This window comes from Candidatus Paceibacterota bacterium, from assembly GCA_026195275.1.
Classification (GTDB): domain Bacteria; phylum Patescibacteriota; class Minisyncoccia; order Phycocordibacterales; family JABMNX01; genus JABMNX01.
In genome coordinates this window covers 18,827-43,732 of the sequence record JAPHQU010000004.1, presented here as the reverse complement: position 1 = coordinate 43,732, position 24,906 = coordinate 18,827, and the positions used below count along the sequence as shown (strand labels likewise).

Genomic DNA, 24,906 nt, shown 5'->3' with positions numbered 1-24,906 from the left:
AGTTTAGCAGGCAAGAGTGTTTAGTCTGTCATGCGGACTTCAAAGCTTCCGTGGTGGTACTGGTGTATCTGTAACGTATGCACCCACAAAACGACAAAGTCGCTCGGCGAGAGCATGCTGCTTCTGAACTGTATGAAATTGTCAACGATCTGCCCGATACTGTTGCGTGCAATTCGTAACTGATGGTTCGCCCAATTCACATCTCGCACCTGCGAGACTGCTTAAGCAAATTATATCCGTCTTGAATGTACTCACAAAACAGTATGTGTGGATAAAAGGACAACGTCCTTTTGTGGAGATCCACTCCACGGAAACAAACACAACAACAAAGAGGACCGTATTCGGCCCGCTTATCCCCTATTTCAGGGTTGGGTGTTCGCTAACATCCATTGCTGTACATACTACGCTTTTCACTCAAAAAGTCAACGCGTCGTGAGGGATTAGAGGTCATGTATTGGGTATTGGGTATATACGGCTAGAAACAAAGATATTTCATACAACACGCCTACAGCACGCTTATCGGATTTTAACAACAACAAAACCGCCGCAAACCCTGCGGCGGTTTTCACCTTAATTCCTCATTATTCTTAACTCTTAAGCGAATATGTGCTCCACCTCCGCTCTCCTTCTTTCTTAAGGACACCACTCTCAACAAGTGCAATGAGTTCACGTTGAATCGTCTTGCTGCTACAGTCGGTAATGGTTTCAATTATGTCCTTTATCGTCACCTGTTTTTTGTCCTTTACGACACCAAGTATCTGATCCCGCCTATCGCTACGCTCCTGTGCTTTTTTTGCTCCCCCCTGCGTCTGCCGCACTGTACGTTTTTTTGATCCTGAAGAAATATGTTTGTCCTTTGTAGAATAAAAGGACATAACGGTGTCCTTTTTATGTCCTTTATAATCAGTGTCAAAATCACCCGCATCGAAAGTGACCTTTTCAGCATCGCCGCTCTTACTCACGCCGCGCAAAAAGATTACAAGGTTGTTGAGCTCACGCTTGAGGATCTCTGCGTTCATCTCTGAAACGAACCCCGCAATGCGTACCACATCAAGAAGAGAGACTATCTCGCAAATCGATGCGACGATCCGCTCAACCCCTTCTGACCCGGCAGAGCCAAAACCTGAGCGAAGCTCAAGGACATCAGAGAGAATGTGGATTGACTTGTCTCTTATCACACGTCGTGCCGGCTCGCTCTCAGGGACAAAATTTGTCACGAGATATAGAGCGGCGACAATCTTTTCTGTCCTTTTGTACACATGGACACCAGCGGTGTTGTTTCCAAAAGGTCCTACGGCTTCAATATCAATGCCGTGCGTGTTCTGCAAGAGTGCTTGGTTTTTCTTTTGTGGGCTCATAGACTCTTTTGACCTTTATTGTGTCCTTTATACTGTCTTTTATATGTCCTTTATATAAAGACATCTACATATGTCCATTATATATAGGACAAGCTTGAACACAACCCCTCTGAGACATTACGAAATACGAATGAAGAGTTAGGAAGATGCACCCAAAAAATAGAGAGCATTGGGCATGCGGCTCGTCGCCCTTTCCTTACACACCCCTCAACTTCTTACTCTTTATTCATTCCACCGTTGTACACCTGAAAACTGCGTGTACATCGTGGTATAATCGATGAAAATCTGTATAAAACATGAACCAACCCCCAGTGAAATCCTCCGCCTTTGGGCGGAGGTGCGCCGGCGAGCCGGCGCATTTCACGGGGTCTAAGATTTTTTAATTCGCTTCACTCATAATAAAATCTAAGAGATGGCACCAAAAAAAAAGAAAAAGGAATCCGAATATTCAAATATTTTTGCTGAACTAAAAGAAGAGACTGTCCGCGGCATCTGGGGCATCGTCTTCCTCTCGGTCACGCTCTTCTTTATTCTTGCCGCATTCAACCTTGCCGGGATCGCAGGGGAGATGACCTACAGCGGACTCTCATTCCTTCTCGGTGTTGGCTACTTCCTGCTGCCAGCAGTGCTCCTCTTCTTTGCGACATCGTTCTTTCGTGACTTAGAGCATGCATACGGACCACTTAAGATCATCAGCGCTGTCTTGTTTCTTTTTTCCGGACTTGGGCTTATCGATATCGCACTCCCCGGCCGCGGCGGTATTTTGGGGCATTTTATTGGACTGCCACTTATCGCACTCTTTGATACCTATGCGAGCGTCTTGGTGCTCGTAGTGGTCACTCTTCTCTCGCTCGTTATTATGTTCGACTTCCTCCCAACTCCGTCTTCCCTTCCACTCCTCTCACGCCTCCTCTCACGTAAGGATGAAGCCACAGAAGAAGATGAGGAGTACGATGTCGAGACCTACGCAGACGAAGATGAGGAGTACGAAGATGAGCCTGAAGAGGAGTACGAAGATGAGGAAGAATACGAAGAAGAAGATGAAGAGGTTGAAGACGAGCCGAAGCGAGGTATGTTTGGCTTCAGTAAGAAAAAGGGTGAGATATCAGTCTACCCGGTCTACGGCGACTACGAGACTCCCCCACTCTCACTCCTCGAGAAAGACAAAGGCAAGCCTGATGTTGGTGATGTGAAAGCAAACGCAAACATCATCAAGCGTACGCTACAGAACTTTGGCATTAACGTAGAGATGGATGAAATATCTGTCGGGCCGACAGTCACCCGCTACGCGCTTAAGCCCGCCGAAGGTGTACGCCTCTCAAAGATCCTCACACTCCAAAATAATCTCGAACTCGCCCTCGCTGCGCACCCGGTGCGTATTGAGGCACCAATCCCCGGCAAGTCGCTCGTGGGTATCGAGGTGCCAAATCATTCAAAATCAACCGTTGGGCTCGCTTCCCTTCTGTCGGCAAGTGACTTCAAAGATACCGACAAACCGCTCCTCGTCGCACTTGGTCGCGACATCACCGGAGAATCGCACTTTGCTGATCTAGGAAAGATGCCGCACGTCTTGATTGCCGGCACCACCGGCTCTGGTAAGTCGGTGATGATCCACAACCTCATCATGTCGTTACTGTACCGCAAGTCACCACAGGATCTCCGCCTCATAATGGTCGATCCAAAGCGTGTTGAACTTACCCTCTACAAAAACATCCCACACCTCCTTACTCCGGTCATTACTGATGCAAAGAAGACTATTCTTGCGCTCAAGTGGCTCGCAAACGAGATGGATCGACGCTACGACATCCTTGAGTCAGAGTCGGTGCGCGATATTGCCTCATACCACAAGAACGTGGTCGCACCTGCAGTGAAGAAAAACCTTTCTGAAGAAGAGATGCCTGAGCCAATGCCCTATATCGTCGTTGTTGTTGATGAGCTCGCGGACATTATGCAGACCTACCCACGAGAGCTCGAGGCTGGTATTGTGCGCCTTGCTCAAATGAGCCGTGCGGTCGGCATCCACCTTGTCCTCTCGACACAACGTCCGTCAGTCCAGGTTATTACCGGGCTTATCAAAGCAAACGTACCGACCCGTATCGCGCTTCAGGTCGCGAGCCAGATCGACTCACGCACCATCCTTGATACCGGCGGCGCCGAGAAGCTTCTCGGCGCCGGTGACATGCTCTACCTCTCCGGCGAGATGTCGAAGCCGCGCCGCATCCAGTCACCATTCCTCTCAGAGAATGAAGTGAAGAAGGTTGCAAATTTCCTCGCTAAAAACTATGAAGACGAACTCCCAAGCGAAATCGATCTCACCGAAGCAAAGGGTGACAACTCGATCTTCGCGACGACGATTGACGGTAGCGACGACGAAGACGACCTCTACGAAGACGCGTACCATGTCGTTGTTGAAGCGGGCAAAGCATCAACCTCATACCTCCAGCGAAAACTTCGAGTTGGCTATGCGCGTGCCGCGCGCCTTATGGACATGCTTGAAGAGCGCGGTGTGATCGGCTCAGCAGACGGTTCAAAACCGCGCGATATTCTTGTCGGCACAGACGATACTGAAGAGTCCTACGAAGCGCCAGAAGAAGACTATGACACCGAAGAGGAAGAAGATTATGAGAACGTTGATGAGAATGAATCAGGCGAAAGAGGACGAGGGTAGCACTAACACCACAGCAGCACCATGTCATATTTCCGTCGAGCAAACATAAAAACCTTGGCGTTTATCGTGCTGTTGTGTGTTGTTGTCAGCTATACACTCTTTCAGATGCAAAACGTGATCACCGGGCCGGTAGTCACTGTAGATACCCCACAAAATGGCGCTACCTTACTAAACGCAATCACGAACATATCAGGGAGTGCACAGAACATCGCAAAGATCAGTATCAATAACCGTCCGATTACTATTGACGAGGAAAACACTTTTAGCGAGAAATTGCTCCTCTCCCCCGGCTATAATATAATTACTCTATACGCAGAGGATAAATTCGGCCGAACAACCGAAAAAACACTCGAACTCATTTATACACCTAGCGATATACATAATGGCGACCAAGAAAACAGTGAAGAAAGATCTTAACTCGGTAGACGACGCAATCAACGAGATCAAGACGAAGTTCGGCGACGAAGCAATCATGAAACTCGGCGACCGCCCCAAGGTCGGCGTTGATGCTATTCCGACTGGCTCTATTGGTGTTGACTGGGCGCTCGGCATCGGCGGACTCCCCCGCGGTCGTATTATTGAGATATTTGGCCCGGAATCATCCGGAAAAACCACTCTCTCACTCCACGCGATTGCCGAGGCACAGAAAGCAGGTGGTATCTGTGCGTTCATTGACGCGGAGCACGCGCTCGACCCCGAGTATGCAAAGAAGATCGGCGTGAAGATTGAAGACCTACTTATTTCCCAACCAGACACCGGTGAGCAGGCGCTTGAGATTACTGAGAGTCTGGTGCGCTCAGGCAAGATCGACGTTATTGTTATCGATTCAGTCGCCGCACTCACCCCCAAAGACGAAATCGAGGGAGACATGGGCGCGCACCATGTTGGTAAGCAAGCACGCCTCATGAGCCAAGCGCTCCGCAAGCTCACCGCGATCACCGCAAAATCAAAGACGGTGGTTATCTTCATCAACCAGATTCGCATGCAGATCGGTGTCATGTTCGGCAACCCCGAGACCACCCCGGGCGGCAAGGCGCTTAAGTTCTACACCTCGGTGCGCCTCGACATCCGCCGCATCGCACAGATCAAGAAGAACGACGAAGTCATGGGTGGCCGACACCGTGTGAAGGTGGTCAAGAACAAAGTCGCCGCACCATTTAAAACAAGCGAATTCGATCTCATGTACAATGAGGGTATCTCGAAAGAAGGTGAGATACTCGCCCTCGGCGAGAAACTCGGTATCATTAAGAAATCCGGCGCGTCATACTCCTACCTCCCCGACGGCGATGAAGAGAAGGAGGAGAAGCTCGGCCGCGGATATGACGCAGTGCGCACCAAACTCAAAGAAGAAAAGAAGTTGGCTAATGCGATTCTCAAAGACATTAAGAAGCGTCTTGTGTAGAGATTGGATCTTAAGAAAAGACTTGATTCTAGCGAATCAAGTCTTTTTTAGAACCCTGTCTGATGTGGCGTCTAGATCCAATTTGGCGATTGAATCACAAGATTTGATTTACCTACTCTACCGCAAGATGCCGTGCTCCGTGTGAGAAATTCCTTGCCGCGTCGCGGACAATAAGTACTGCGAGTACAATGAGAGTGCCAAAAACAAACTGTACGGTGACCTCAGTGTGCATCAGTGCGGTTGTGGTGAAGTTATACATGCTCCCAACGTCTGTGAGTGCCGGCATATTCATGAACACGTTCCTTACTGAGACGAGTGACACAACACCAATTGAGAGCACCCCTACTCCGTAGAGCTTGAGCATGAGTGGGTTCACTACTTTCTTGAGGTAGTAGATTCTTCGGACACGGGCCATGATTTTTTGTTCAAATGTTTTCATATTTTGTATAACTCCCTAAAATTGATAAAGGTTCACATGCTTGCGAAAGGCTTCCTTGGCGCGATGCACCCGTGTTTTTACCGCGCCGACACTGATCCCCTCTTCTTCAGCGATCTCTTTATGTGGTCGCCCGTCGATGAAGTGGCGCGTGAGAATACGCGCAAGGTGCTCCGGCATCTGCTCGAGCACTGAGACAATATAGTCTGAGAGCTCAAGCTTCTCAAACTGGAGTGCCGCAGTGTCCGGTAAGCGCTCGTACACCTCCGGGTCGAGCTTCTGCGTGCGCGCCCACTCTTTCTTGAGCTTCTGGTAGCGAGTGAATGCGGTGTTCATGAGGATACGGTACCCCCACGAAGAGAATGACGCCCCTGCTTGGACCTCAAAGCGATCAGCGTAGAGGTAGATCTTACTGAAGGCTTCTTGCACCACCTCCTCGGCATCTTCCTTGTTACGCAGAATCGAGAGCGCCTTTCTGAGGAATGGCGCTTGGTAACGCTCAAGGAGCACCTTGAATGCCTCCGGTCTGCGAACTGAGAGCGCGAGAACCTCTTCATCGCTCTTCTCGTGTATGTCCGCGATATTCAGCGCTTTATCTTTATCGAGTAATCCCATATTTATGGCAGGCCACAGGAACGGCACATGAGTCCGCCCCTCGCTATTTCCTTTACTATATCGGCCTCCGTATGTATTGCAACCCCTTGAATATAGGCGAAGTTACGACACTCTCGTGTGACAATGTTAAAGCAGTATGCTATACAGTACTCGGAAACAAGCGTCGCTAGACGTCCTGTACCTAACCAACCGAAGACGAAAGGAACAGCTCATGACACGTGAGACAGTCCAACATCCGTCACAAGGGCAACTACTCGACATTATCGCGACCCTCACCGGTGCGATCCCCGACCTTACTCGCGAAGGTGCACAGAGGATCATCGAGAACAAGAAGATGATCACCCCAAGGATTCGGGATATTCTCAGTGAAGTCGGCCAATTAAGCTGGCGGTCGCTTGTCATCGAGATTGGTGGCATGCCGAAGAAAGAAATGCTCCATAAGCTCAAGAAAGCGCGCACCAAGGCTTGGGCAAGAGACATGTTCGAAGGGTGTCCAGAGATCGGCAGTTTATCTGAGAGTGTGCCAGTGAGACTTGTGGGGCACACGATCGCCGAGCTCGGCTTTAAGGAAAAACCGACATACCCCGAGGTGTGTCAACGAGGAATCGAGCGCGGCTGCCGCCTCTGCCACCCGGAAGTCGGGCCTCGTCTCTGGATACAAGGAGGACTGGAAGACGGAGGTTACCATATCGCCATGGATCCACTGCCCGACAAAAATGGTACCAAAGAGCCTTTCTTCCTAGCTTTCGCAAATGGTGCAGACGAAAAGAACAGAGAGATGTACCACTGGCTTCACGCCGGTCCCGGCTTGAAAGCGAATCTGGAACTCGACTCGAGATTCATCTTTGCGGTTGAGTAGCTCACTACATCATCTCGCAATATAAGCCGTCCCCGTAGGGACGGCTTTTTCTTTTCCTTGAACTCTTTATAAGTTACGCGTACAATAGCCACACTATGCTGCACTATAACGAGATTACCCCGAAGAAATACATTGTGTTTGAAGGTGAACCCTACGAGGTGCTCGCCTCAAATACTGCCAAGAAGAACCGTCAGAAGCCGGTCAATCAGACCAAGCTCAAGAACCTTATCTCAGGTCGGGTCGTTGACCAAGCCTTCCACCAGTCTGACAAGGTTGAAGAAGCCGACCTTAAGAAACGCACGATTAGGTATATCTACACCAACAAAGGAGAGTTTTGGTTTTGTGACCCAGAGAATCCAAAAGATCGCTTTATGCTCCCCGAGGAGCTCATTGGAGAGAAAGTAAAGTTCATGAAAGAGAATGGAGAAGTCGAGGGTCTTTCTTTTGAAGACGAGATCATCGGCATCACAACTCCGATCAAGATGGATTTTAAGGTGACTGAAGCGGCACCAGCGGTGCGTGGCAACACCGCTCAAGGCGCGACCAAGACCGTCGTCATTGAGACAGGTACCCAGATCACTACTCCTCTTTTCGTCAACGAGGGTGATATCATCCGTGTCAATACCGAAACTGGCGAATATGCCGAGCGAGTGGAGAAGGCATAAATAGCCTTTAGTTATTAAATTTCAGACTCTTGGATAAGAAATAAACGCCAACCTGAGGTTGGCGTTTTTGTACAAGGGTCGCCCTTGTACTGATTATTTCGCTACGAATGGGAGAAGTCCCATAAAGCGCGCGCGCTTTACTGCCTCCTCCATCTGACGCTGGTGTTTTGCATTTAAGCCGGTCTTCTTTCGCGAGAGGATGCGCCCGTGCGGGTTGAGGAACTGCTTAAGAATATCCGTGTCACGATAATCAACATACTTGATGTTGTGCGCTGAGTAGAAGTCTACGTTATGAGTGTTTTGCATGATAATTCTCTAATTAAAATGGGATGTCGTCCGGGTTAATGTCTTCATCCGGGTAGTTGATCGCATCTCCCGATGGCGCTTGCTGCCCTCCGGTGTCCTCGTTGGAAGTCGTGCTTCCTGCACCTGCACCTCGCGGACCAAACTGTACGCGATCAGCTATAATCTCGGTGCGGTACTTCTTCTGTCCGTCCTGCTCCCAACTACGTGTCTGAAGTCGTCCTTCGATGAAGACGCCGTTCCCTTTTTTAAGGTACTGTGCTGAGGTCTCTGCCTGGCGCCCGAAGACAACGACGTTATGGAACTCAGAACTCTCCTGCTTCTGACCATCTTTATCTTTCCAGACACGATTGGTCGCAACACTGAAGTTTGCCACCTGAATACCTGATGGGAGTGAGCGCAACTCAGGGTCGCGTGTAAGGTTTCCGTAGATGAATGCCTTGTTGATATACATACGTTTATTCTACCACAAGCTCGTTGATGCTCTTATCGAGCGCCTCTTCTGAAACCGGCTCATTCTCTTCTTGCGGCTTCTCTGAGGCTTTCTCTTCTGCTACCGGCTTCTGCTCGGCCTTGCGGTCAGTCTTCTGTGGGAAGCGGTATTCTGAGCGTGTATTCTCGCGAACCGTCTTATAGATAATGTAACGAAGCACGTTCTTGTTCTCATCAAGCCCCTCTTGGATCGTGGTGATTTGTGCCGGGTCGATCTCAAACTTAACACTACAGAAGTGAGCTGTATCAAATTTCGTCTTCTTTCCACTCTCGGTGCGGAACATTGTGTACGCAAGCGAGATATGTTGCGGTGCCTCATCCTCGATGACTGTACCGCCCGCTTTGGTGACAAGTTCTTTGAGAGCGGCTGCCTCAACTGGTGCCTCGTCTTCAGAAAGCGCAGGGACGAGATGATAGCCAAGCTCGTAGATACGCGACTCCGCATCTTGTGCGAGATCGTCGTCGAACGTGGTTTCTTCCATTGTTTTCGCCGTATCTACAGCGTTTTGTGTATCTTCCATATGTTGCGCTAGCTTACCATACCCGGCTATTTGCCGCAAGAATACCTAGCTGTGTAGCGGCACGAAGCGTCGTGCGTTCTCGATGAGCTGCTTTTTCAGCACTTCGACATCCTCTCCACGAAGCTCTGCCATCTTTTTCACCACCTCAACCACGAACGCCGGCTCATTGCGCTTCCCCCGATATGGGATGGGGGCTGCGTATGGTGAGTCGGTCTCTGCGTGGATCATATCCGCCGGAGCATAGCGCACCGTATCGTCATAATCACGCGTGAAAGTGATAACTCCGGGGAACGACGTTGTGAAATCGATTTCGTAGTAACGTTTTGCGACCTCGGCGCCTTCGGTGAAGAAGTGTGCGTTTCCTTGAAGCCGGTCACCATATTCGCGCTTCTTTGAGGTGAGAATATCAAGCCCGTCATCGTGCGCATTGCGGATATGGAGCATCAGTGGCTTCTTGTGCAAAACCGCAAAATCAATCTGCCTTTCAAACTCCGCTCGTTGACGCTTCTGCTCGTCCGGATCTTTTACATGGAAATAATCGAGCCCGCACTCCCCAACCATCACCACCTTAGGGTCAGCGACCAACTCATTGTAGTCTGCGGGATCAAAAGACTCTTTCGTGTTGTCTGCCGGGTGGAGCCCAACAGTTGCGAACACACCGTCGTGCGCTCGCGCAAACTCAACCGCTCGTTTTGATTGTTCAAGATCCGTCCCAACAACCGTCGTCCACACCCCGAACTCTTGCATACGCGCAAAAACCTCGTCGAGATCTTGAGCGAACTTTGGAAAATGAATATGTGAATGAAAGTCGAAATATTCTGGCATTGCCTAGGTGTTAGGTTTTAGGTGATTAGATGTTAGGGAAATTATTTCTCCAAGCGCGGAAAAAGATTTTCCGGTTTTTTGTTTTCCTTGATTGCTGCAAGAATCTTTTCTGAGGTCTTCGGCATAATTGCGCTTATGAGAAGGCCGATGTTGCGTAAAGATTTTACCTGTTCCTCGATGATCCTTTGACCCATTTCCGTGTCACTCTTTATCACCTTGAACGGTTCTCGAACAGTAATGTCATCGTCGAGGTCAGCAATGTCTTTCCAGATTTCATCAATTGCGTGATTGAATTGATATGAAGATAGTGCTTCATTAAGACGCATTCTAACAATTTGTTTATCGGCAATATCCTCTACCTGCACAGCCTCAGCAAGATGTGTCTCAGCAAGCTTCATCACCCGTGCAACCACGTTCCCCAGACCATTAACGAGATGCGCTTCATAGAGCTCATCCATCTTCTCCCCGGTGAGGTCGGAGTCATCAGTCGGATGCACATGCCGAAGGAGGATGTAGCGCGCAGCATCCGTGCCATACCGCTCGACCATCTCATACGGTGAGATAACGTTGCCGAGCGACTTGCTCATCTTCTGCCCGCCACTGTTGATGAAGCCGTGATAAAAGACAGTATCAGTTGCTTTAATTCCGGCGCTCTTAAGCATCGCCTGCCAGATGATTGATTGGAAACGAAGCTGGTCTTTGCCGGCTACTTGGAGGGTCTTGCCATCCTCCCAGAACTTTTTGAAATTCCCCCCAACATCTTCCGGCCAACCAAGTGTCGAGATGTAGTTGGTGAGTGCATCGAACCACACATACATGACATGCTCAGCGTCTCCGGGCACGGGAATCCCCCAGTCCATACGCGACTTCTCACGCGAGATAGAGAGGTCCTCAAGCCCATCTTCGATGAATTTCAAGAGCTCCTTGCGGCGGAAGTCCGGTACTACAGAATCCTCACGCGTGAGATACTCAGTGAGATACTCCTGATACGCTGAGAGTTTAAAGAAATAATTCTCTTCTTCGATCTCTTGCGGCTCGACCCGGTGATCAGGACACTTGCCATCAACAAGGTCAGACTCGGTCTTAAACGACTCACAACCAACGCAGTAAAGTCCTTTGTATTTTTTCTTATAGATATCGCCACTTTCATCACACAGATTCCAGATATGCTGCGCCGCTTTAGTGTGGTGCTCGTCGGTGGTGCGGATAAAGTTATCGTACGAAAGATCAAGCGCTTCTTTGAGTTTACTGAACTCGCCGGCGTAATGGTCGACATACGCTTGTCGGTCCTGCCCCACTTCGTCGGCCTTCTGCGCAATCTTCTGCCCATGCTCGTCAGTGCCGGTATTGAAAAAGACCTCATCGTCCATGTGGCGCCAGAAACGCGCAAGTGTGTCCGCTTGTACGATTTCAAGCGCAAACCCAATGTGTGGGTCTGCGTTCACATACGGAAGCGTGGTGGTGATGTAGCGATTCGTCGACATTTTCAGAGGTTTATACGCTTCCGGTCATGTGTTCAAATTGCCGTGCGCGCCTCTTCTCAAGGTCACTAACAAGCTCTTGGATGACTGCCGCGACAGGAACCGAGAGAATGATACCAAGAAAGCCGGCAAGTTGCGCACCAATAAGAAGCGCGATAATAACGAGAAGTGGCGGAACACCGACCACTTTGGTCACGACAAGTGGGTAGATGAGGTGGTTCTCAAACTGCTGAATAATGATGTAAAGACCGATAACCAAGAGACCAATAGTCACTCCTCCGTCGACGAACCCAATCGCAACTGCGGGTATCGCCGAGAGAATCGGCCCAAAAACCGGGATGAGCTCAAAGATCGCTGCAACCACAGCAAGAAGAAGTGCGTACTTCACACCAAGGATCGTGAGTCCGAGGTAGACCAACATACCGACAATAACCGCAAGCAACACTTGTCCCTGCATCCAGAGCCCTATCTTCACTTGAGATCGACGCCAGAGACTGATGACATTTTTCTGGTACTTTACCGGCGTGATCACGCGGAGGAAATCATCGATTCCCGTTTCCTGCATCGCAAAATAAAATGAGAAGACCACGATGAGTACAAAACTCATGACACCACCGAAGATGAGCGCGACAGCGGCTAGGAAGTTTTCAGAGACATCTGAGAAAAGCTCGCGCAGATAACGCACGAAATCAGCAATCGAATATGTGCTGGGGGGGCTCTGTGAGTTAAGGGAGACGCCTTCTTGTACCTGAAGCGCAGGCGTCGTGGCGTTGAATTCTTGGAGGTAATCCGGAAGCACCGTCAGAAAGTTGGTAAGCTCAGAGAGAACCGGCGGCAAGAAGAAGTAAAAGAAACCAAAGAGAAACCCAAAAAATATGAGATAAACAATAAGCACCGCCACCACACGGGGAAATTTGTATTTCACAAACCACCGTGTTGCCGGCTCAATTGCTGAGGCAATGACCACTGCGGTAAGCACCACAAGGACGAGATCTTTGAGATAAAAGAGACCCGCAACAAGCATGAGGAGCAGTAGTGCACGCACCATGGTGCCGGTTGAGATAACAATATTTGATTCCGGAGTATTCTCTGACATATATCTAAGTGTAAAGTAAAACGTTGAAAGTTAAAAGTGGACCCAAGCCACCGACCGGAAGGATGCTGTTATAAAAATCCTTGAATTAATTCAAGGATTTTATATACCATTGACTATAGACTCTGCTTTATGAGCCCAACGAGCTCATTGAGCTTCACACGCTCCTGCTTGGCGGTATCACGGTCACGGACCGTCACCGTGTCGTCCTCAAGGGTATCAAAATCGATCGTAATACAATACGGCGTTCCGATCTCGTCTTGTCTGCGATAACGCTTGCCGACGTTGCCGTTGTCATCAAACATGATCTGTGGCACCTCCTTCTTGAGTGCGGCGTACACCTCTCGCGCCTTCTCTTGTAACTCCGGCTTATTTTTGAGGAGTGGAAAGACGGCGGCTTTCACCGGCGCTACCGATGGTTTGAATGCGAGGTATGTGCGCGCCTCTCCACCGACTTCATCTTCACGGTATGCCGAGGTGAGAACTGCGAGGACAGTGCGATCAACTCCAAGTGACGGCTCAATGACATGCGGTATTATCTTCTCTTTGTTTTCCTCATCAAGATACGTGAGTCTTTCACCAGAGTGCTCTATGTGCTGCGAGAGGTCGTGGTCGGTACGATATGCAAGTCCCCACAACTCCTTTTGTCCAAATGGAAAATCGAACTCAAAGTCGATTGTTCTTTTTGAATAATGCGCACGGTCTTCATCGGATACCTCTACATCGTGTATATACTCTTTGGGAATACCCACAAGGGCGGCATACGCATGCATGATACCGTGCCACAACTCAAACGCTGACTCCCAGTTTTCTTCTTTCACGAAATACTCAACCTCCATTTGCTCAAATTCTCGCGTACGGAATATAAAATCACGCGGTGCGATCTCGTTGCGAAACGCTTTGCCGATCTGACCGATACCAAAGGAGAGTTTTGGGTTCATTGAATCAACAACGTTCTTAAAATTAACGAAGATGCCTTGCGCGGTCTCCGGGCGCAAGTACGATTTCGTCGACCCTTCTGCTCCGACTTTTGTCTCAAACATCAGATTGAACTCACGCACTTCACCCATTTCCCCTCCACACTCTGGGCAGGTATTGGCATCCTTCAAGTGGTCAGCGCGAAATCGTTTTTTGCACTTGCTACATTCTGCAAGAGGGTCAGTGAAACCAGCACCAGTGTGCCCTGAAGCTTCCCACACTTTTTCGTTCATCAAAATAGCCGCATCGAGTCCATACACATCGTCTCTGCTATCTACAAAAATATGCCACCACAACTGTTTGATGTTGTTCTTGAGCGCCACACCGTATGGCCCATAGTCCCAGGTGCCGGCGAGACCACCGTAGATCTCAGAGCCCTGAAACACAAATCCGCGGCGCTTCGCGAGCGAGACGATCTTCTCCATTAATTGTTCGTTCTGTTCTGCCATAGAATATGGGTAGTATTACTGAATTACGCGATCATGTCCACTCGGGAGACTTGATTCAGAGAATATCCGTATCGAGAGCGATGGTATCTCATTAAAGATGCGCGCGTCAGTGAATTGATCAAATCCCGAGACACCTTGGGCTTCTATAAGCACCGGAGCCTGCCCAACCTGACTCACACTCGGCGTCAGACCAACCTGAAAGGCAACTTCCTTCGGCGAAATACCAACACCAACCCCTTGAGCAACCTCACCAATGTTCCACGTCAGCGTCCGTGCGTTCTCATTGAACGTGAGTCCGCTCCCCTGCGGAGAGATGTTGCCCAACCACCTGACATACGACGGCAAGGTCGCGGTCACCTGCGCTCCTGAGACATGATTCGCCGTGTTGGTCACTGTCCAGACAATCGTGTACGTCGACTCTTGTTCAGCAACAGGGGGGATTGGACCGGTATTTACAAACGGGCCGGTCGTGCGCAAGACCTGCCCGGCAAGCGCAAGATCAGAAGAAAACCGTATATTACGAGAGACGCGCGAAGTGATCGTCTCTGTATCTCCTGTTTCGCTAACTCGAGTACCGCGAACAGTCACCTCAAGTAATATCTCCGGATTCTCAATCGCATAGGCAGCTATGTTCTTGCCTGAGAAACCGAAGCGAAGAATTCCCGCTTCTGAAGGATTCACTAATGCAAAATCCTCGAGTGTATCCCTACCCCACCTGATTGTATCGGTGACCGAATTATAAAAGCCGCGCTCCCCGAAGACAGTTGATTCGTCAACTGCTTCCCCGATAAGTCGCGCTTCTATCTGCACGTTAGACACTGTGTCGGGGAGGTTGTTCTTCCACGCAATCGATCCTACTACACGCTCTCCACCCTCAAAGACATACGCGGTATCATCTTCGTTGTTAAGCGTGATAATTGTGCCAATAAACGGTCGCTGTATTGTTACTTCACGCGCGACACTCACAAATGTAGTGGCGAGTTTCTTCACGTCAAGCTCATCACCAACTCCCACGTCGAAACGAAACGTTCTCTTGTCATTCTCTTGACCAACAATCGTCCCTGAGATGTCAATGATTCGCTCTTCTCCTGGTCGCAAGTCACCAATATCCCAGACAGAATTTGAAAATGCCGGACGTGGCTGTGCACTGGTAAGCGTGAAGCCAAACGGATATTCCGCCACAACAACAATGTCCTCAACTCCCTCCGACACGTTCGCATTAACCGCAATCGAAAAGCTGAACTCTTGCCCGGAAGTTACCTCACCGAGTGAGCGAACCGAAATACTTACCGGCGCTGAAGAAAGTGTTACTTCGTATTCTTTCTCACTATAAAATATGGCATTTGAGCCAGCGGTGCGATATTCAACAGTTACTTTAATACGCTGCTGGGTATTCTCCTCGCCAAAGAACACTGCACGCACTGTCTTCTTCACCCGATCCCCCGGTGCGATATCACCAAGTGACTCACGGTATCGAGACAGTTCCCGCTCCATATTCTCCGGCGCACGCGCACCCTCTGGGTACTCCACCAGAAGATCTGCCGCTTCAAGCGTCGTCGGGTTCTTGTTCGTAATCGTAATCTGAAGACTCAACTCTTCACCACCACCGATCGCAGTCGGCCCTTGTATCTCAATATCGACATTCTCAGACGAAATGAGATTTTTGCCGCCAAAGAAGTAGATCGCACCGAAGAGTGTCGACCCCAGAAAGAAGATAATCGAGAATATGAAAAATACTTTAAGAGGAGATTGTCTCTTTTTTGATGGTCTCATCTTTCTCTCAATCGGTGTCTCCTTCCAGGCTCGTGGCGTACGCTCTTCTCCCGGACGAAGCGAACGTCGCCCCACTTCTTTTGCTTCGGATTTTTTTCGTGAATAGAGCTGTTTCCGAAGGCTCTCGATCCTTCCTTTATCCTTCATATTCTAAAAGTATAGCACTTTATAACTGACTCTCTTGGAGTGATGTGTTGATTTGTCTGATCATCTCTCTGCGCATCGGCGAGACAAGTGAGACAATCGAGCTGTCGATTGTCGCAACATCAAGGAATGGCGCCGTGCGTTCGTCTTTCGCGAGATACCCAAGGTTATGGAGTATACGCAGGACGATCAAACACTCAAGGTCGGTAAGTTCTTTGCTGTCAGTTGCTGTGGTGCGAATACTCTCAATACCACTCATAACCACACGAAAGAGCGCCGGGTTACTCTCTTCACCGGCAAGTAGTTTGCGCAACAACCGTACCATGCGCAGTATGAGTTCCCGCTTCCCCTCATCATCCGCGAGTGCTGTGTAGAGATTCTCTCTCGATTCCGCGCCTACAATACGCCACGTCTCCTTTCCGCGCACAAGTGATATGCGCGCGACTGAAAGATTCTGAAGTGAGAAGCGAAGCTTCGAGTGCTCCTCGCGTATACTGCGCGCAACAGCACGAACACGACCAAGGTCTTCGGTAAAGATATCTATGAGACTATCGGCTTCCCCGACAGGATAGTGTCCGAGCACCAATCCGTCTGTTTGATAGCGATGGTGTGCCATACAAATCTACTTACTAAGTGAGAACGCAAACGGATGCCCGTCAACGGTCTCCTTCTCTCCTTCTACAAAACCAAAAGTGAGGTCTGAGAGAAGCGTCGCATTCATAATCTCAGTCTTCGCGCCCACAAACGCTTCCTTAAGGTGCTCATCAGTATCGATGATAATTGCCACCTTCTCTTGCGGTGTAAGGTCGTTCTCTTTTCTAAACTGCTGGATACGCCTGATAAGATCGCGTACGAGTCCTTCTTGTCTCAACTCATCGGTGAGCTCGGTGTCGAGCTCAACCTCTTCTGATAGCGAGGTATCAAACGAGATCTTCTTCACATTCACTTCGTCCTCGATTAGTTCGAGAAGTTTCATCTTTCCTTTTAACTTTTCACTTCTAACTTTGAGCTCCGCAAGCGGCTGACGCACCTTCGTGCCCGCTTTAGCGCGAGCTTCGAGGCCGAGCGATACGAGCCGGCGCACCACTGCCATATCTTCAAGCGCCTCCTTGTTACTCTTCCCTGCCTCAGGCCACTCGCAGAGGTGTACACTCTCCAGATCGTCCTCTTTTTTGAGCTCCTGGTAGAGTGCTTCCGCATAAAATGGCATGAATGGCGCCATGACCTTACTGAGCCCCATGAGAACAGTGCGCGTTGTCTCAAGAGCATGCGCACGATCCTCCACATCATTGCTCTTAAAGCGCTCACGTGAGCGGCGTATATACCACGTCGAAAGATCATCAATAAAGAGTCCGATCGGACGCGTCGCGCGGTCGAGCTCATAGCGTTCCATCGCACCGGTTATCTCAAGAGTGAGTTCATTGAGTCGTGAGAGAATCCACTGGTCCAGAATATTCTTGCTGGCCACGCTTTGTGGCACTGTTCCATCCTCGACGTAGAGTGCATAAAACGAATATACGTTTTCAAGACGCACCAAGAGTTTCTTCATCACTTCATCAACACCCTTTTCAGAGAAATTGAGGTCTTCCCCGCGAACAATCGGTGATGAGAGAAGGTAGTAGCGAAGCGCATCAGCTCCATAGGTGTTTAAAATATATGCCGGATCAGGATAGTTCTTGAGTCGCTTGCTCATCTTGCGACCATCTTCCGCAAGCACGAGACCGTTCACAATCACATTCTTGTATGGGGAGTGACCAAAGAGCCCGACGCCAAGGACAATGAGCGAGTAGAACCAGCCTCTCGTTTGGTCCATTCCTTCCGCGATAAAGTCCGCCGGGTAGCCTTTCGCTCGTTTGAACCATCCGCTCTTTGGCTCGAAGACATCAGTATTCTCAAATGGATAGTGCTGCTGCCCGTACGGCATGGAGCCAGATTCAAACCAGCAGTCAAACACATCAGGAATCCGTTTCAACTCGCTGCCGTCTGTATCAATAAGAGTGATCTCATCAATGTATGGACGGTGTAGGTCAAGCTCAAACAGAGTATTATGCGGAAGCGGTATGAACGGAAGTTTACGCACCTCGCCGACCGACATGTCAAAACGATTATCTTTGATCGCTTCCCCGCATTGATCAACATCATACCCGAGCGCACCCGCTTGAATCATCTCAAGTGGTCCGTTGTGCGAGATGATCAATATCTTTTTATCTTTATATTCTCGCTCGAGCTCGTAGAGCACCTCACTCACACGTCGTTTGACCTCACCCCAATTCTCTCCTCCTTCGGGTCGCTTACTCATACGCTCTCGCGAGTCAGCAAAGAACGCGTGGTACTCATCAATTGTCTTCCCTTCAAACAACCCGACATTTACTTCCGTGAGGCGGGCATCTTCGCGAAGTTGTGATCCAGGGAGCTTGAGTTCAGACGCAAGAAGCTCAGCTGTCTCGCGCGTCCGCTGTAATGGAGAGTGTATGATTAGGTCAATGCTCTTTCCGTTAAAGAGCTTGGCCGCTTCATACACTTGTTTCCTTCCTTCTTCCGTCACCGGATTCTCCACTGAGTCCTTTGCGTTCAGTGTGTTCTTAGTGTTATGTACCGCCTCGCCGTGACGCATCATAAAGTAGGTATTACCTGAAGATGCAATATATTTCTTCAGGTCCTCGACTGATCCCATGACCCGCACTTTTTCCTCTTTCTCGTTTAGCCATACCGGTAGTGGTGCGCCCCAATAGCGCGAGCGTGAGATCGCCCAATCGCGTGCATTCTCAAGCCAGTTGCCGAATCGATGTGTGCCGACATCTTTTGGAATCCACCCAACTTTTTTGTTCTCTGAAACAAGCTTGTCTTTAAAATCAGTTACGCGTACAAACCACGACGATGTCGCATAGTTAAGAAGCGGCGTATCACAACGCCAACAAAACGGATAGCTGTGTGTTACCTTCTGTTTTTTAAAGAGCGCGCCGCGCGCGGAGAGCGCCTTAATGATCTCGATATCAGTTGCAAGCGGGTCATCTTTTGGCTTTGCAAACATACCAGCAAAGTCAGACACTTCTTGTGCAAATACACCCTCCGGTGTTACGTGGTGTACGACCGGGATGTCCTCTTGTTGAGCAAGCACTAGGTCCTCTTCACCGAAAGCGGGAGCAAGGTGCACCACACCGGTTCCATCCTCAACTGAAACATAGTCTGCGTGGTAAACCTTCCACGCGTTCTCTTTATGCTCGATGTTCTTATCTTTGTAGTAATCAAACGGCGGGATATACGATTTGCCGATAAGTTCCTCACCTTTGTATGTATCGACGATGGTATATTCATCATCACCGAAAACATCTTTGAGTTTATCTTTTGCGACAATAAAGCGAGTGAGTCCACCTTCATCCTTTTTCTCGACTGTGACGTACTCGACATCCTTGTTCACTGCCGCTGCCATGTTGCCGGGTAGCGTCCATGGTGTTGTAGTCCACACAATAAGAGACGTATCCTGCTCATCTTTAAGTTTAAGCCCGACGTATACAGAGATGTCGGTTGTATCTTTATATCCTTGATTCACTTCAAAGTTCGAGAGTGTGGTGCCACAACGTGGGCAAAGGTGCATTGATTTGAACCCTTGGTAAATACTTTTTTTGTCGTAGAGCGTTTTGAATACCCACCACACCGATTCGGTGTACGAGGTATCCATGGTCTTGTAGTCGCTCTCCATGTCGACCCACCGCCCCATCCGCGGTATGATCTTCTTCCAATCGTCAGCATAGCGAAGCACCGCATCGCGCGCCGCTTCATTGAACTTCGCAATACCCAGACTCTCGATGTCTCGCTTGGTCGTAAGACCCAATTCCTTTTCTATCTCGTTCTCAAGAGGAAGCCCGTGGCAGTCCCACCCCCACTTACGCACGACCCGATGACCACGCATACTCTGGTAGCGTGGTATCGCGTCTTTAATAGTACTCGCAAGCAAGTGACCGTAGTGCGGAAGCCCGGTCGCAAACGGTGGCCCATCGTAAAAGACATATTCTCCTTTTGGTGCCGGTTTTTCTTCGGATTTCTTGAAGACATTATTTGTATGCCAAAATGCGAGGACCCCCTCCTCACGCTTTGCAACACCACTCTTCTCCTCGGGAGCCTTTCCAGGGTCGTTTTTCATAATCATTATAGTAGCAAATTTGTATCCCCCACAAAAGAAAAGGCTGCAGCGATATTCACTGCAGCCTTACCTGATTCTCGAGATCAGGTTCACGAAATGTATTCCAATGATCCCCACTCCAGCCGGCGCGCGACACCATGATCGCGGTGTCGTCATATGACTCACGAAGCACGTCTGAAAACACATTCCTGAGCTCGCACATATTCGTCACGAGCCACTCCAAGCACGTGTCATCTCCAAGACCTGCAGGTACCAGCAATAGTGGGAAACGAAGAGACCCCTGTCCCAATGCCGCCTCCACGGCAGAGATATCTCCACTTTTCATGTCCACCTCCATATCAATCTGCGTGAACCCTATCACAGACACCTTAAAACATGCAAACAATCACATTCGCTCCGGCGCTTTGATACCAAGAAGCCAAAGTCCGTTTTGGAGAGTTGTCGAAACCGCGTGCGCGATAGCAAGACGATACGACACCTCGGGTGTACCGTCGAGTATCTTTTCTTGCCCGTACCAACTGTTGAATACTCCGGCGAGCTCGGTGAGATAGTTGGTAATATAGTGTGGCTCATAATTCTCAGTGGCACGGCGCACCACCTCAGGAAAACGATACAGTAAACGTTCAACATCGGTTGCCTGAGGAAGTGGTGTCGAGATGCCAACTTCAACTCCGCTCTCTCTCGCCTTCTCCAGGAGCGAGCCGATGCGTGCGTTTGTGTACTGCAGATATGGTCCGGAGTCTCCTTCAAAGGAGAGTGCTTGCTCAGGGTTAAAAATAATATCTCGTCCAGTCGACTGTTTGAGGATTGAGTATTTAATCGCCGCAACCGCGACTGATTCTGCAGTCTCTCGTACCCCCTCAACATTGAATGCGCCCATGCGTTTCTCGACTTCGACTTCCACGTCATTGACGAGCGACTCACCACTGATCACGTCCCCGGTACGCGACGACATCTTGCCGCTCGTAAGCCGCAGCGTGCCGTGGGTGAGGTGCGCCACCTTCTCTGCAAGCTCACCAAATATCTGTTTCATCGCTTCTTTAACTACTCTAAAGTACTCTCGTTGCTCTTCCGCGGTAATGGTGATTGAAATATCAAATGGATATGTTTCATTCTTTTTCTTGAGAAGACCAAGCTCCTTAGCTTCGTAGGTTGGTAATCCTTCTGAGTTGAGGAACACACGTGTGTGGAGGGATGGGTCGTGGGTTTCGGCATCAAAAATAACAGCACCATCACTCTCTCTGAAAACAGAATCTTTTGCGCTGGCGTCACTCGATAAATACTCTTCAACGATCTCTTTACCAAGAGGACCCGTTTCGCTCTCGAAGAAATAGTGATCAAATTTTGTGCCAAGCTTTTTGTATATCTCTTCAAAATGCTCGAGCGAGAGTGTGCGCCCAGTGTCATAAAGAACATTCACTTCCTCATTACTTCGCTCGTATACTTCGCGATTGATCTCGTTAATCTCTTTTTCTGCTACAGGATTACTTTCGTATGCTACAGCTCCTGCTGCGTATGCTTTGCCAAGCATCTCAACACTCTCAATTGGTGCATCTATTTCTTTCAGCCCCCAGATCGCCTTTGCAACATGGAGTCCGACGTCACCTTGGTAGTTCGCCCGCTTCACTTCCGCGCCAGAAAACTCAATGAGACGCGAGACCGACTCACCAATGGCGTTACTCATTAAGTGCCCTATATGGAAAACTTTGAATGGATTCGGGTCAGTGTACTCGACCATTACTTTCTTGCCTTTGAGTGCATCATTTCTCCCCCACACCGAAGCTGCCTCGAGCACATCACGAACGTTCTGTATGAAAAATTCTCGTGAGAGATCGAAGTTTATGAAACCAGGACCTGCAACCGCAACCTTCTCAACCTCACTTGGCTTATTTTCTTCGATATATCGTACGATCTCTTCCGCGAGCTCGCGTGGGCTCTTCCTTGCTTCTTTCGCGAGCACCATCGCCGCATTACAAGAAAAATCCCCATGAAAGAGGTCCGCTGGGTGTTCCAGTTTAATGTCTTCTGCTTCAATGCCGAGCTCAGTGAGCGCGCTCCGCACTAAGTTAATGAGTTTCTCCTCGATCATGCCATCAACTATATCTGAAATCTTTCTTTAGCGCGACTCGACAACGAGCGGGTACTTATCTTCTGAATATTCAACATTGACCGCCGCTCGACCGAGAAGGGCTCCGCGATTGGTTTCGACCGAACAGCGCCACTTCCCCACCTCGACTCGTTTGATACTGTATCCACGATATCCTTCCTCACGCCCACCGGCGACCGGGAAGTCAAACACTTCGCGCACCTCCCACTCCCTTGCTCGCGGATTATATTCATCCCAGACATGCTGTATAGGAATTGTAATATCAGCCGGTGCAAAAACTGAGCTAAAACATCCAACCGCTACTGGTGTTTTCGCATGTATCGTCGAGTCAGAGTTCTTCCAAAATTCATACCAATGCTTTTCATACATTACCTCGTAGCCAAGCTCGGTACGCGTGACCGAATGATAGATCCCCACCTCGCGCGCCGAGAGTGGCACGGGCGGAATGAGGTTCGCATAATAGAGAAAACTAAAAGTAACCACAATCGCGAGAACGCTCCGTACAAGCAGTCGTCGATCTTCATCGTAGACTCTTCGCGCGATCTTGCGAATGATGGCGAGGTAGCCTACTACAACCACCAGACTCGCAAACGCACTCACCAAAAACGTCCACGATGCCACGGTACGCGTGAGCACGGGAATGAGCACAATGAGATACGCGAGAATGAGCAGGTAGTACACCGCGACAGAAAAACGAATGCGCTGATGCCGGTTCTTCACAAACTCGTTCCCGATAAGGAGTGCAAGAAGAATAAGAAGGAACGGCCAGTTCCCAATTAAAGTGGCACTACCCATGTAGAGCACCAGAAGACCACTCGCGAGGTTGCCAAACGAGAACTGTGTGAGCGTCTGCGCCCAAAGCGACTGCGGAGCTCCAGTCTCCTCGCGCTGCGCCATAAAGATGATGCATGAACCCGCGATAAAGAGATACGCAAGCATGACTAAGTTGCTGTAGAGCTGGTCCGGCCGGCCGAGCGTAAGTGAGTCCCAGATAAAACCTGAGAAGATCGCCACTGTTGGCAGGTGCTGTCGATGTTTTCTTATGAAAGTGATTGTCCTTTTGAACATATATATATTGAGTATATACAAACGAAGCCAATTCGACCATTTCTTGACTTGCCTGATGTAAGAACGTACTCTGACACCAGATTCAGTCCTTACACATTCATAGAAACAGGAGATGGCGATGTTTTATCGTACCCTTGAAGAACGTACGCCCGATACACAGTATCAGGATCGTTTGTGGCACATCCTCGATGACGGACGTCTCGAGAAGGAAACCCCTCAGGATGTCGGGGCATTGACCTGCTTTGGGGAACTCGCACCGATGGTGTTCCCCGTTCAAAACGGAGCACCCGTCATTACCGAACGTAAAATCCCCTGGAAAGCCGGCGTCGGCGAAATCCTGGCGTTCATCAACGGCGCCCGCGACCTCGACACCCTCAAAGAATTTGGGGTGACTTGGTGGGGAAAGTGGGCAAGTGAACGGAAGTGCACCAAGATTGGTGTCCCGGTTGGTGACCTCGGTCCCGGCTCCTATGGCGCAGCGTTCCACGATTTCCCCATGCCTGACGGACAAGGGTTCAATCAGCTCGCTCACGCTGTCGAGCAGTTGCAAAACCCGGAAAACTACAAGCGGCGCACCATCTTTGTGCATCCTTGGATTCCGTTTTACAACGGCTGGGGTAGTGAACTGCAGAAGGCAGTCGTCTCACCGTGCCATGGATGGATGCACTTCCGGGTTCTCAACGGGAAACTGTATCTGCACATGTTTCAAAGGAGCGCTGACATGCCGATCGGGGTACCGTTCAACATGGTTCAGTACTTCGCGCTTCTGCTTGCGGTTGCGCAGGTGACCGGACTTGAGCCGGCGCAGTACAGTCATTCGTTCTCGGACGCACACATCTACGCGGACCAAGTTGAAGAAGTCCGGACGGTCTTGAGCCGTGTACCGCGTCCGTTTCCGATTCTCAAAGTCGATCCGGGTGTGAAAAACCTCTTCGACTTCCGGCCGCATCATTTCGAGCTTGAAGAGTACGATCCTCACCCGGGGCTTGAAATACCGGTTGCGATTTAAGGAGGTGGTGATGCATACAGAAAAACCATCTCTCATTGTCGCGATAAACGAAAAACGAGTTATCGGTGGTAATGGAAGGTTGCTGTGGCGCTTGCCGAGTGATCTTCGTCACTTCCGAGAGCTCACCATCGGCTCCGTGGTTGTTATGGGCCGAAAGACTTTTGAGTCCATTGGAAAGCCATTGCCAAAACGCGTGAATGTTATCCTCACGCGCCAAAGTGGTTTGGAGGTTGAAGGGTGCGAAGTGGTATCGACACTTGAGGATGCACTGGCTGTCGGCGCTCGAGAGAGTAAAGCGGTCTTTGTCATCGGAGGCGGAGAAATATACCGACTCGCCCTCCCATCTACGGAGTATATCTACCTGACCGTAGTCCACGATGATGGTGTCGAAGGAGATGCAACCTTCCCAAAATTGGATTCGAGAGAATGGAAGCTTGTGGTACACAAAGAAGGTACCCGGCAGCCAGAAGATAAATTTCCTTTCGACTTCTTCGAATATAAACGAAGGAGATAAGCTCG

23 protein-coding genes are annotated in these 24,906 nt (G+C 49.7%); 7 read left to right on the top strand and 16 right to left on the bottom strand.

Going from position 1 to position 24,906, the window contains the following annotated elements; genetic code table 11:
* Positions 1-587: 587 nt before the first annotated feature.
* Positions 588-1,358, bottom strand: coding sequence for a DeoR family transcriptional regulator (locus tag OQJ98_02695; GenBank protein ID MCW9054863.1), 771 nt, complete (start codon positions 1,356-1,358; stop codon positions 588-590).
* 412 nt (positions 1,359-1,770) lie between these two features.
* Between OQJ98_02695 and OQJ98_02690 the strand changes: the two genes are divergently transcribed.
* The 3 genes from OQJ98_02690 to recA all read left to right on the top strand — a co-directional run bounded on the left by OQJ98_02690 (position 1,771) and on the right by recA (position 5,428).
* Positions 1,771-4,026 (top strand): DNA translocase FtsK, encoded by a 2,256-nt coding sequence (locus OQJ98_02690; GenBank protein MCW9054862.1) that lies wholly within the window; start codon positions 1,771-1,773, stop codon positions 4,024-4,026.
* Between the two features lie 105 nt (positions 4,027-4,131).
* Complete coding sequence (locus OQJ98_02685; GenBank protein ID MCW9054861.1) at positions 4,132-4,443, top strand: hypothetical protein; 312 nt, start codon at positions 4,132-4,134, stop codon at positions 4,441-4,443.
* Positions 4,409-5,428, top strand: coding sequence for a recombinase RecA (gene recA / locus OQJ98_02680; GenBank protein MCW9054860.1), 1,020 nt, complete (start codon positions 4,409-4,411; stop codon positions 5,426-5,428). The genes OQJ98_02685 and recA overlap by 35 nt, the downstream gene beginning before the upstream one ends.
* 112 nt (positions 5,429-5,540) lie before the next feature.
* On the opposite strand, the gene OQJ98_02675 is transcribed toward recA, so the two are convergent.
* Together OQJ98_02675 and OQJ98_02670 are read right to left on the bottom strand one after the other, a co-directional pair.
* The gene (locus OQJ98_02675; GenBank protein MCW9054859.1) at positions 5,541-5,867 is read right to left on the bottom strand and encodes a hypothetical protein; all 327 of its coding nucleotides are present in this window, start codon (positions 5,865-5,867) and stop codon (positions 5,541-5,543) included.
* 15 nt (positions 5,868-5,882) lie between these two features.
* Positions 5,883-6,479 carry an RNA polymerase sigma factor gene (locus OQJ98_02670; GenBank protein MCW9054858.1) on the bottom strand — a complete coding sequence of 199 codons (597 nt, stop codon included), beginning with the start codon at positions 6,477-6,479 and terminating at the stop codon, positions 5,883-5,885.
* Between the two features lie 136 nt (positions 6,480-6,615).
* On the opposite strand from OQJ98_02670, the gene OQJ98_02665 reads away from it, so the two are divergent.
* Positions 6,616-7,338, top strand: a complete 723-nt coding sequence (locus tag OQJ98_02665; GenBank protein ID MCW9054857.1) for a hypothetical protein — start codon at positions 6,616-6,618, stop codon at positions 7,336-7,338.
* 95 nt (positions 7,339-7,433) lie between these two features.
* On the top strand, positions 7,434-8,003 hold the full coding sequence (locus OQJ98_02660; GenBank protein MCW9054856.1) for an elongation factor P: 570 nt from the start codon (positions 7,434-7,436) through the stop codon (positions 8,001-8,003).
* 93 nt (positions 8,004-8,096) lie between these two features.
* On the opposite strand, the gene rpsR is transcribed toward OQJ98_02660, so the two are convergent.
* From rpsR to OQJ98_02595, 13 genes are all read right to left on the bottom strand, one after another.
* Entirely contained in the window at positions 8,097-8,309 is a 213-nt protein-coding gene (gene rpsR / locus OQJ98_02655) for a 30S ribosomal protein S18 (protein MCW9054855.1), read from the bottom strand.
* Between the two features lie 13 nt (positions 8,310-8,322).
* On the bottom strand, positions 8,323-8,760 hold the full coding sequence (locus OQJ98_02650) for a single-stranded DNA-binding protein (GenBank protein MCW9054854.1): 438 nt from the start codon (positions 8,758-8,760) through the stop codon (positions 8,323-8,325).
* 4 nt (positions 8,761-8,764) lie between these two features.
* Positions 8,765-9,319: a 30S ribosomal protein S6 gene (locus OQJ98_02645; protein MCW9054853.1), complete on the bottom strand. Its 555-nt coding sequence runs from the start codon at positions 9,317-9,319 to the stop codon at positions 8,765-8,767.
* 45 nt (positions 9,320-9,364) lie between these two features.
* Entirely contained in the window at positions 9,365-10,144 is a 780-nt protein-coding gene (locus OQJ98_02640; protein ID MCW9054852.1) for a TatD family hydrolase, read from the bottom strand.
* Positions 10,145-10,185: 41 nt separating this feature from the next.
* Positions 10,186-11,628 carry a methionine--tRNA ligase gene (gene metG, locus OQJ98_02635; protein ID MCW9054851.1) on the bottom strand — a complete coding sequence of 481 codons (1,443 nt, stop codon included), beginning with the start codon at positions 11,626-11,628 and terminating at the stop codon, positions 10,186-10,188.
* 10 nt (positions 11,629-11,638) lie between these two features.
* Complete coding sequence (locus OQJ98_02630; protein ID MCW9054850.1) at positions 11,639-12,721, bottom strand: AI-2E family transporter; 1,083 nt, start codon at positions 12,719-12,721, stop codon at positions 11,639-11,641.
* A gap of 113 nt (positions 12,722-12,834) precedes the next feature.
* Positions 12,835-14,145, bottom strand: coding sequence for a glycine--tRNA ligase (locus OQJ98_02625; GenBank protein ID MCW9054849.1), 1,311 nt, complete (start codon positions 14,143-14,145; stop codon positions 12,835-12,837).
* Positions 14,146-14,160: 15 nt separating this feature from the next.
* Positions 14,161-16,065, bottom strand: a complete 1,905-nt coding sequence (locus tag OQJ98_02620; GenBank protein ID MCW9054848.1) for a hypothetical protein — start codon at positions 16,063-16,065, stop codon at positions 14,161-14,163.
* A 19-nt stretch (positions 16,066-16,084) separates the two neighbouring features.
* Positions 16,085-16,678, bottom strand: coding sequence for a DNA repair protein RecO (recO, locus tag OQJ98_02615; GenBank protein MCW9054847.1), 594 nt, complete (start codon positions 16,676-16,678; stop codon positions 16,085-16,087).
* A 6-nt stretch (positions 16,679-16,684) separates the two neighbouring features.
* Positions 16,685-20,203, bottom strand: a complete 3,519-nt coding sequence (locus OQJ98_02610) for a class I tRNA ligase family protein (GenBank protein ID MCW9054846.1) — start codon at positions 20,201-20,203, stop codon at positions 16,685-16,687.
* A 55-nt stretch (positions 20,204-20,258) separates the two neighbouring features.
* Entirely contained in the window at positions 20,259-20,528 is a 270-nt protein-coding gene (locus tag OQJ98_02605) for a hypothetical protein (protein MCW9054845.1), read from the bottom strand.
* Positions 20,529-20,588: 60 nt separating this feature from the next.
* Positions 20,589-22,292, bottom strand: coding sequence for an arginine--tRNA ligase (gene argS / locus OQJ98_02600; protein MCW9054844.1), 1,704 nt, complete (start codon positions 22,290-22,292; stop codon positions 20,589-20,591).
* A 27-nt stretch (positions 22,293-22,319) separates the two neighbouring features.
* Positions 22,320-23,378 (bottom strand): DUF2914 domain-containing protein, encoded by a 1,059-nt coding sequence (locus tag OQJ98_02595; protein ID MCW9054843.1) that lies wholly within the window; start codon positions 23,376-23,378, stop codon positions 22,320-22,322.
* Positions 23,379-23,490: 112 nt separating this feature from the next.
* Between OQJ98_02595 and thyA the strand changes: the two genes are divergently transcribed.
* Both thyA and OQJ98_02585 read left to right on the top strand, forming a co-directional pair.
* Complete coding sequence (thyA, locus tag OQJ98_02590; protein ID MCW9054842.1) at positions 23,491-24,387, top strand: thymidylate synthase; 897 nt, start codon at positions 23,491-23,493, stop codon at positions 24,385-24,387.
* A gap of 10 nt (positions 24,388-24,397) precedes the next feature.
* A complete protein-coding gene (locus OQJ98_02585; GenBank protein ID MCW9054841.1) occupies positions 24,398-24,901 on the top strand; it encodes a dihydrofolate reductase in 504 nt (167 codons plus the stop codon).
* The last annotated feature ends 5 nt before the right edge of the window (positions 24,902-24,906 follow it).

Bases quoted from the DNA above. Each gene is read 5' to 3' on its own strand.
- OQJ98_02650 (MCW9054854.1), bottom strand. From the start codon at position 8,760: ATGTATATCAACAAGGCATTCATCTACGGAAACCTTACACGCGACCCT.
- argS (MCW9054844.1), bottom strand. From the start codon at position 22,292: ATGATCGAGGAGAAACTCATTAACTTAGTGCGGAGCGCGCTCACTGAG.
- OQJ98_02595 (MCW9054843.1), bottom strand. From the start codon at position 23,378: ATGTTCAAAAGGACAATCACTTTCATAAGAAAACATCGACAGCACCTG.
- OQJ98_02605 (MCW9054845.1), bottom strand. From the start codon at position 20,528: ATGAAAAGTGGAGATATCTCTGCCGTGGAGGCGGCATTGGGACAGGGG.
- OQJ98_02625 (MCW9054849.1), bottom strand. From the start codon at position 14,145: ATGGCAGAACAGAACGAACAATTAATGGAGAAGATCGTCTCGCTCGCG.
- OQJ98_02665 (MCW9054857.1), top strand. From the start codon at position 6,616: ATGCTATACAGTACTCGGAAACAAGCGTCGCTAGACGTCCTGTACCTA.
- OQJ98_02610 (MCW9054846.1), bottom strand. From the start codon at position 20,203: ATGAAAAACGACCCTGGAAAGGCTCCCGAGGAGAAGAGTGGTGTTGCA.
- OQJ98_02620 (MCW9054848.1), bottom strand. From the start codon at position 16,065: ATGAAGGATAAAGGAAGGATCGAGAGCCTTCGGAAACAGCTCTATTCA.
- thyA (MCW9054842.1), top strand. From the start codon at position 23,491: ATGGCGATGTTTTATCGTACCCTTGAAGAACGTACGCCCGATACACAG.
- OQJ98_02695 (MCW9054863.1), bottom strand. From the start codon at position 1,358: ATGAGCCCACAAAAGAAAAACCAAGCACTCTTGCAGAACACGCACGGC.
- OQJ98_02690 (MCW9054862.1), top strand. From the start codon at position 1,771: ATGGCACCAAAAAAAAAGAAAAAGGAATCCGAATATTCAAATATTTTT.
- OQJ98_02685 (MCW9054861.1), top strand. From the start codon at position 4,132: ATGCAAAACGTGATCACCGGGCCGGTAGTCACTGTAGATACCCCACAA.
- recA (MCW9054860.1), top strand. From the start codon at position 4,409: ATGGCGACCAAGAAAACAGTGAAGAAAGATCTTAACTCGGTAGACGAC.
- metG (MCW9054851.1), bottom strand. From the start codon at position 11,628: ATGTCGACGAATCGCTACATCACCACCACGCTTCCGTATGTGAACGCA.
- recO (MCW9054847.1), bottom strand. From the start codon at position 16,678: ATGGCACACCATCGCTATCAAACAGACGGATTGGTGCTCGGACACTAT.
- OQJ98_02660 (MCW9054856.1), top strand. From the start codon at position 7,434: ATGCTGCACTATAACGAGATTACCCCGAAGAAATACATTGTGTTTGAA.
- OQJ98_02645 (MCW9054853.1), bottom strand. From the start codon at position 9,319: ATGGAAGATACACAAAACGCTGTAGATACGGCGAAAACAATGGAAGAA.
- OQJ98_02670 (MCW9054858.1), bottom strand. From the start codon at position 6,479: ATGGGATTACTCGATAAAGATAAAGCGCTGAATATCGCGGACATACAC.
- OQJ98_02630 (MCW9054850.1), bottom strand. From the start codon at position 12,721: ATGTCAGAGAATACTCCGGAATCAAATATTGTTATCTCAACCGGCACC.
- OQJ98_02675 (MCW9054859.1), bottom strand. From the start codon at position 5,867: ATGAAAACATTTGAACAAAAAATCATGGCCCGTGTCCGAAGAATCTAC.
- OQJ98_02585 (MCW9054841.1), top strand. From the start codon at position 24,398: ATGCATACAGAAAAACCATCTCTCATTGTCGCGATAAACGAAAAACGA.
- OQJ98_02640 (MCW9054852.1), bottom strand. From the start codon at position 10,144: ATGCCAGAATATTTCGACTTTCATTCACATATTCATTTTCCAAAGTTC.
- rpsR (MCW9054855.1), bottom strand. From the start codon at position 8,309: ATGCAAAACACTCATAACGTAGACTTCTACTCAGCGCACAACATCAAG.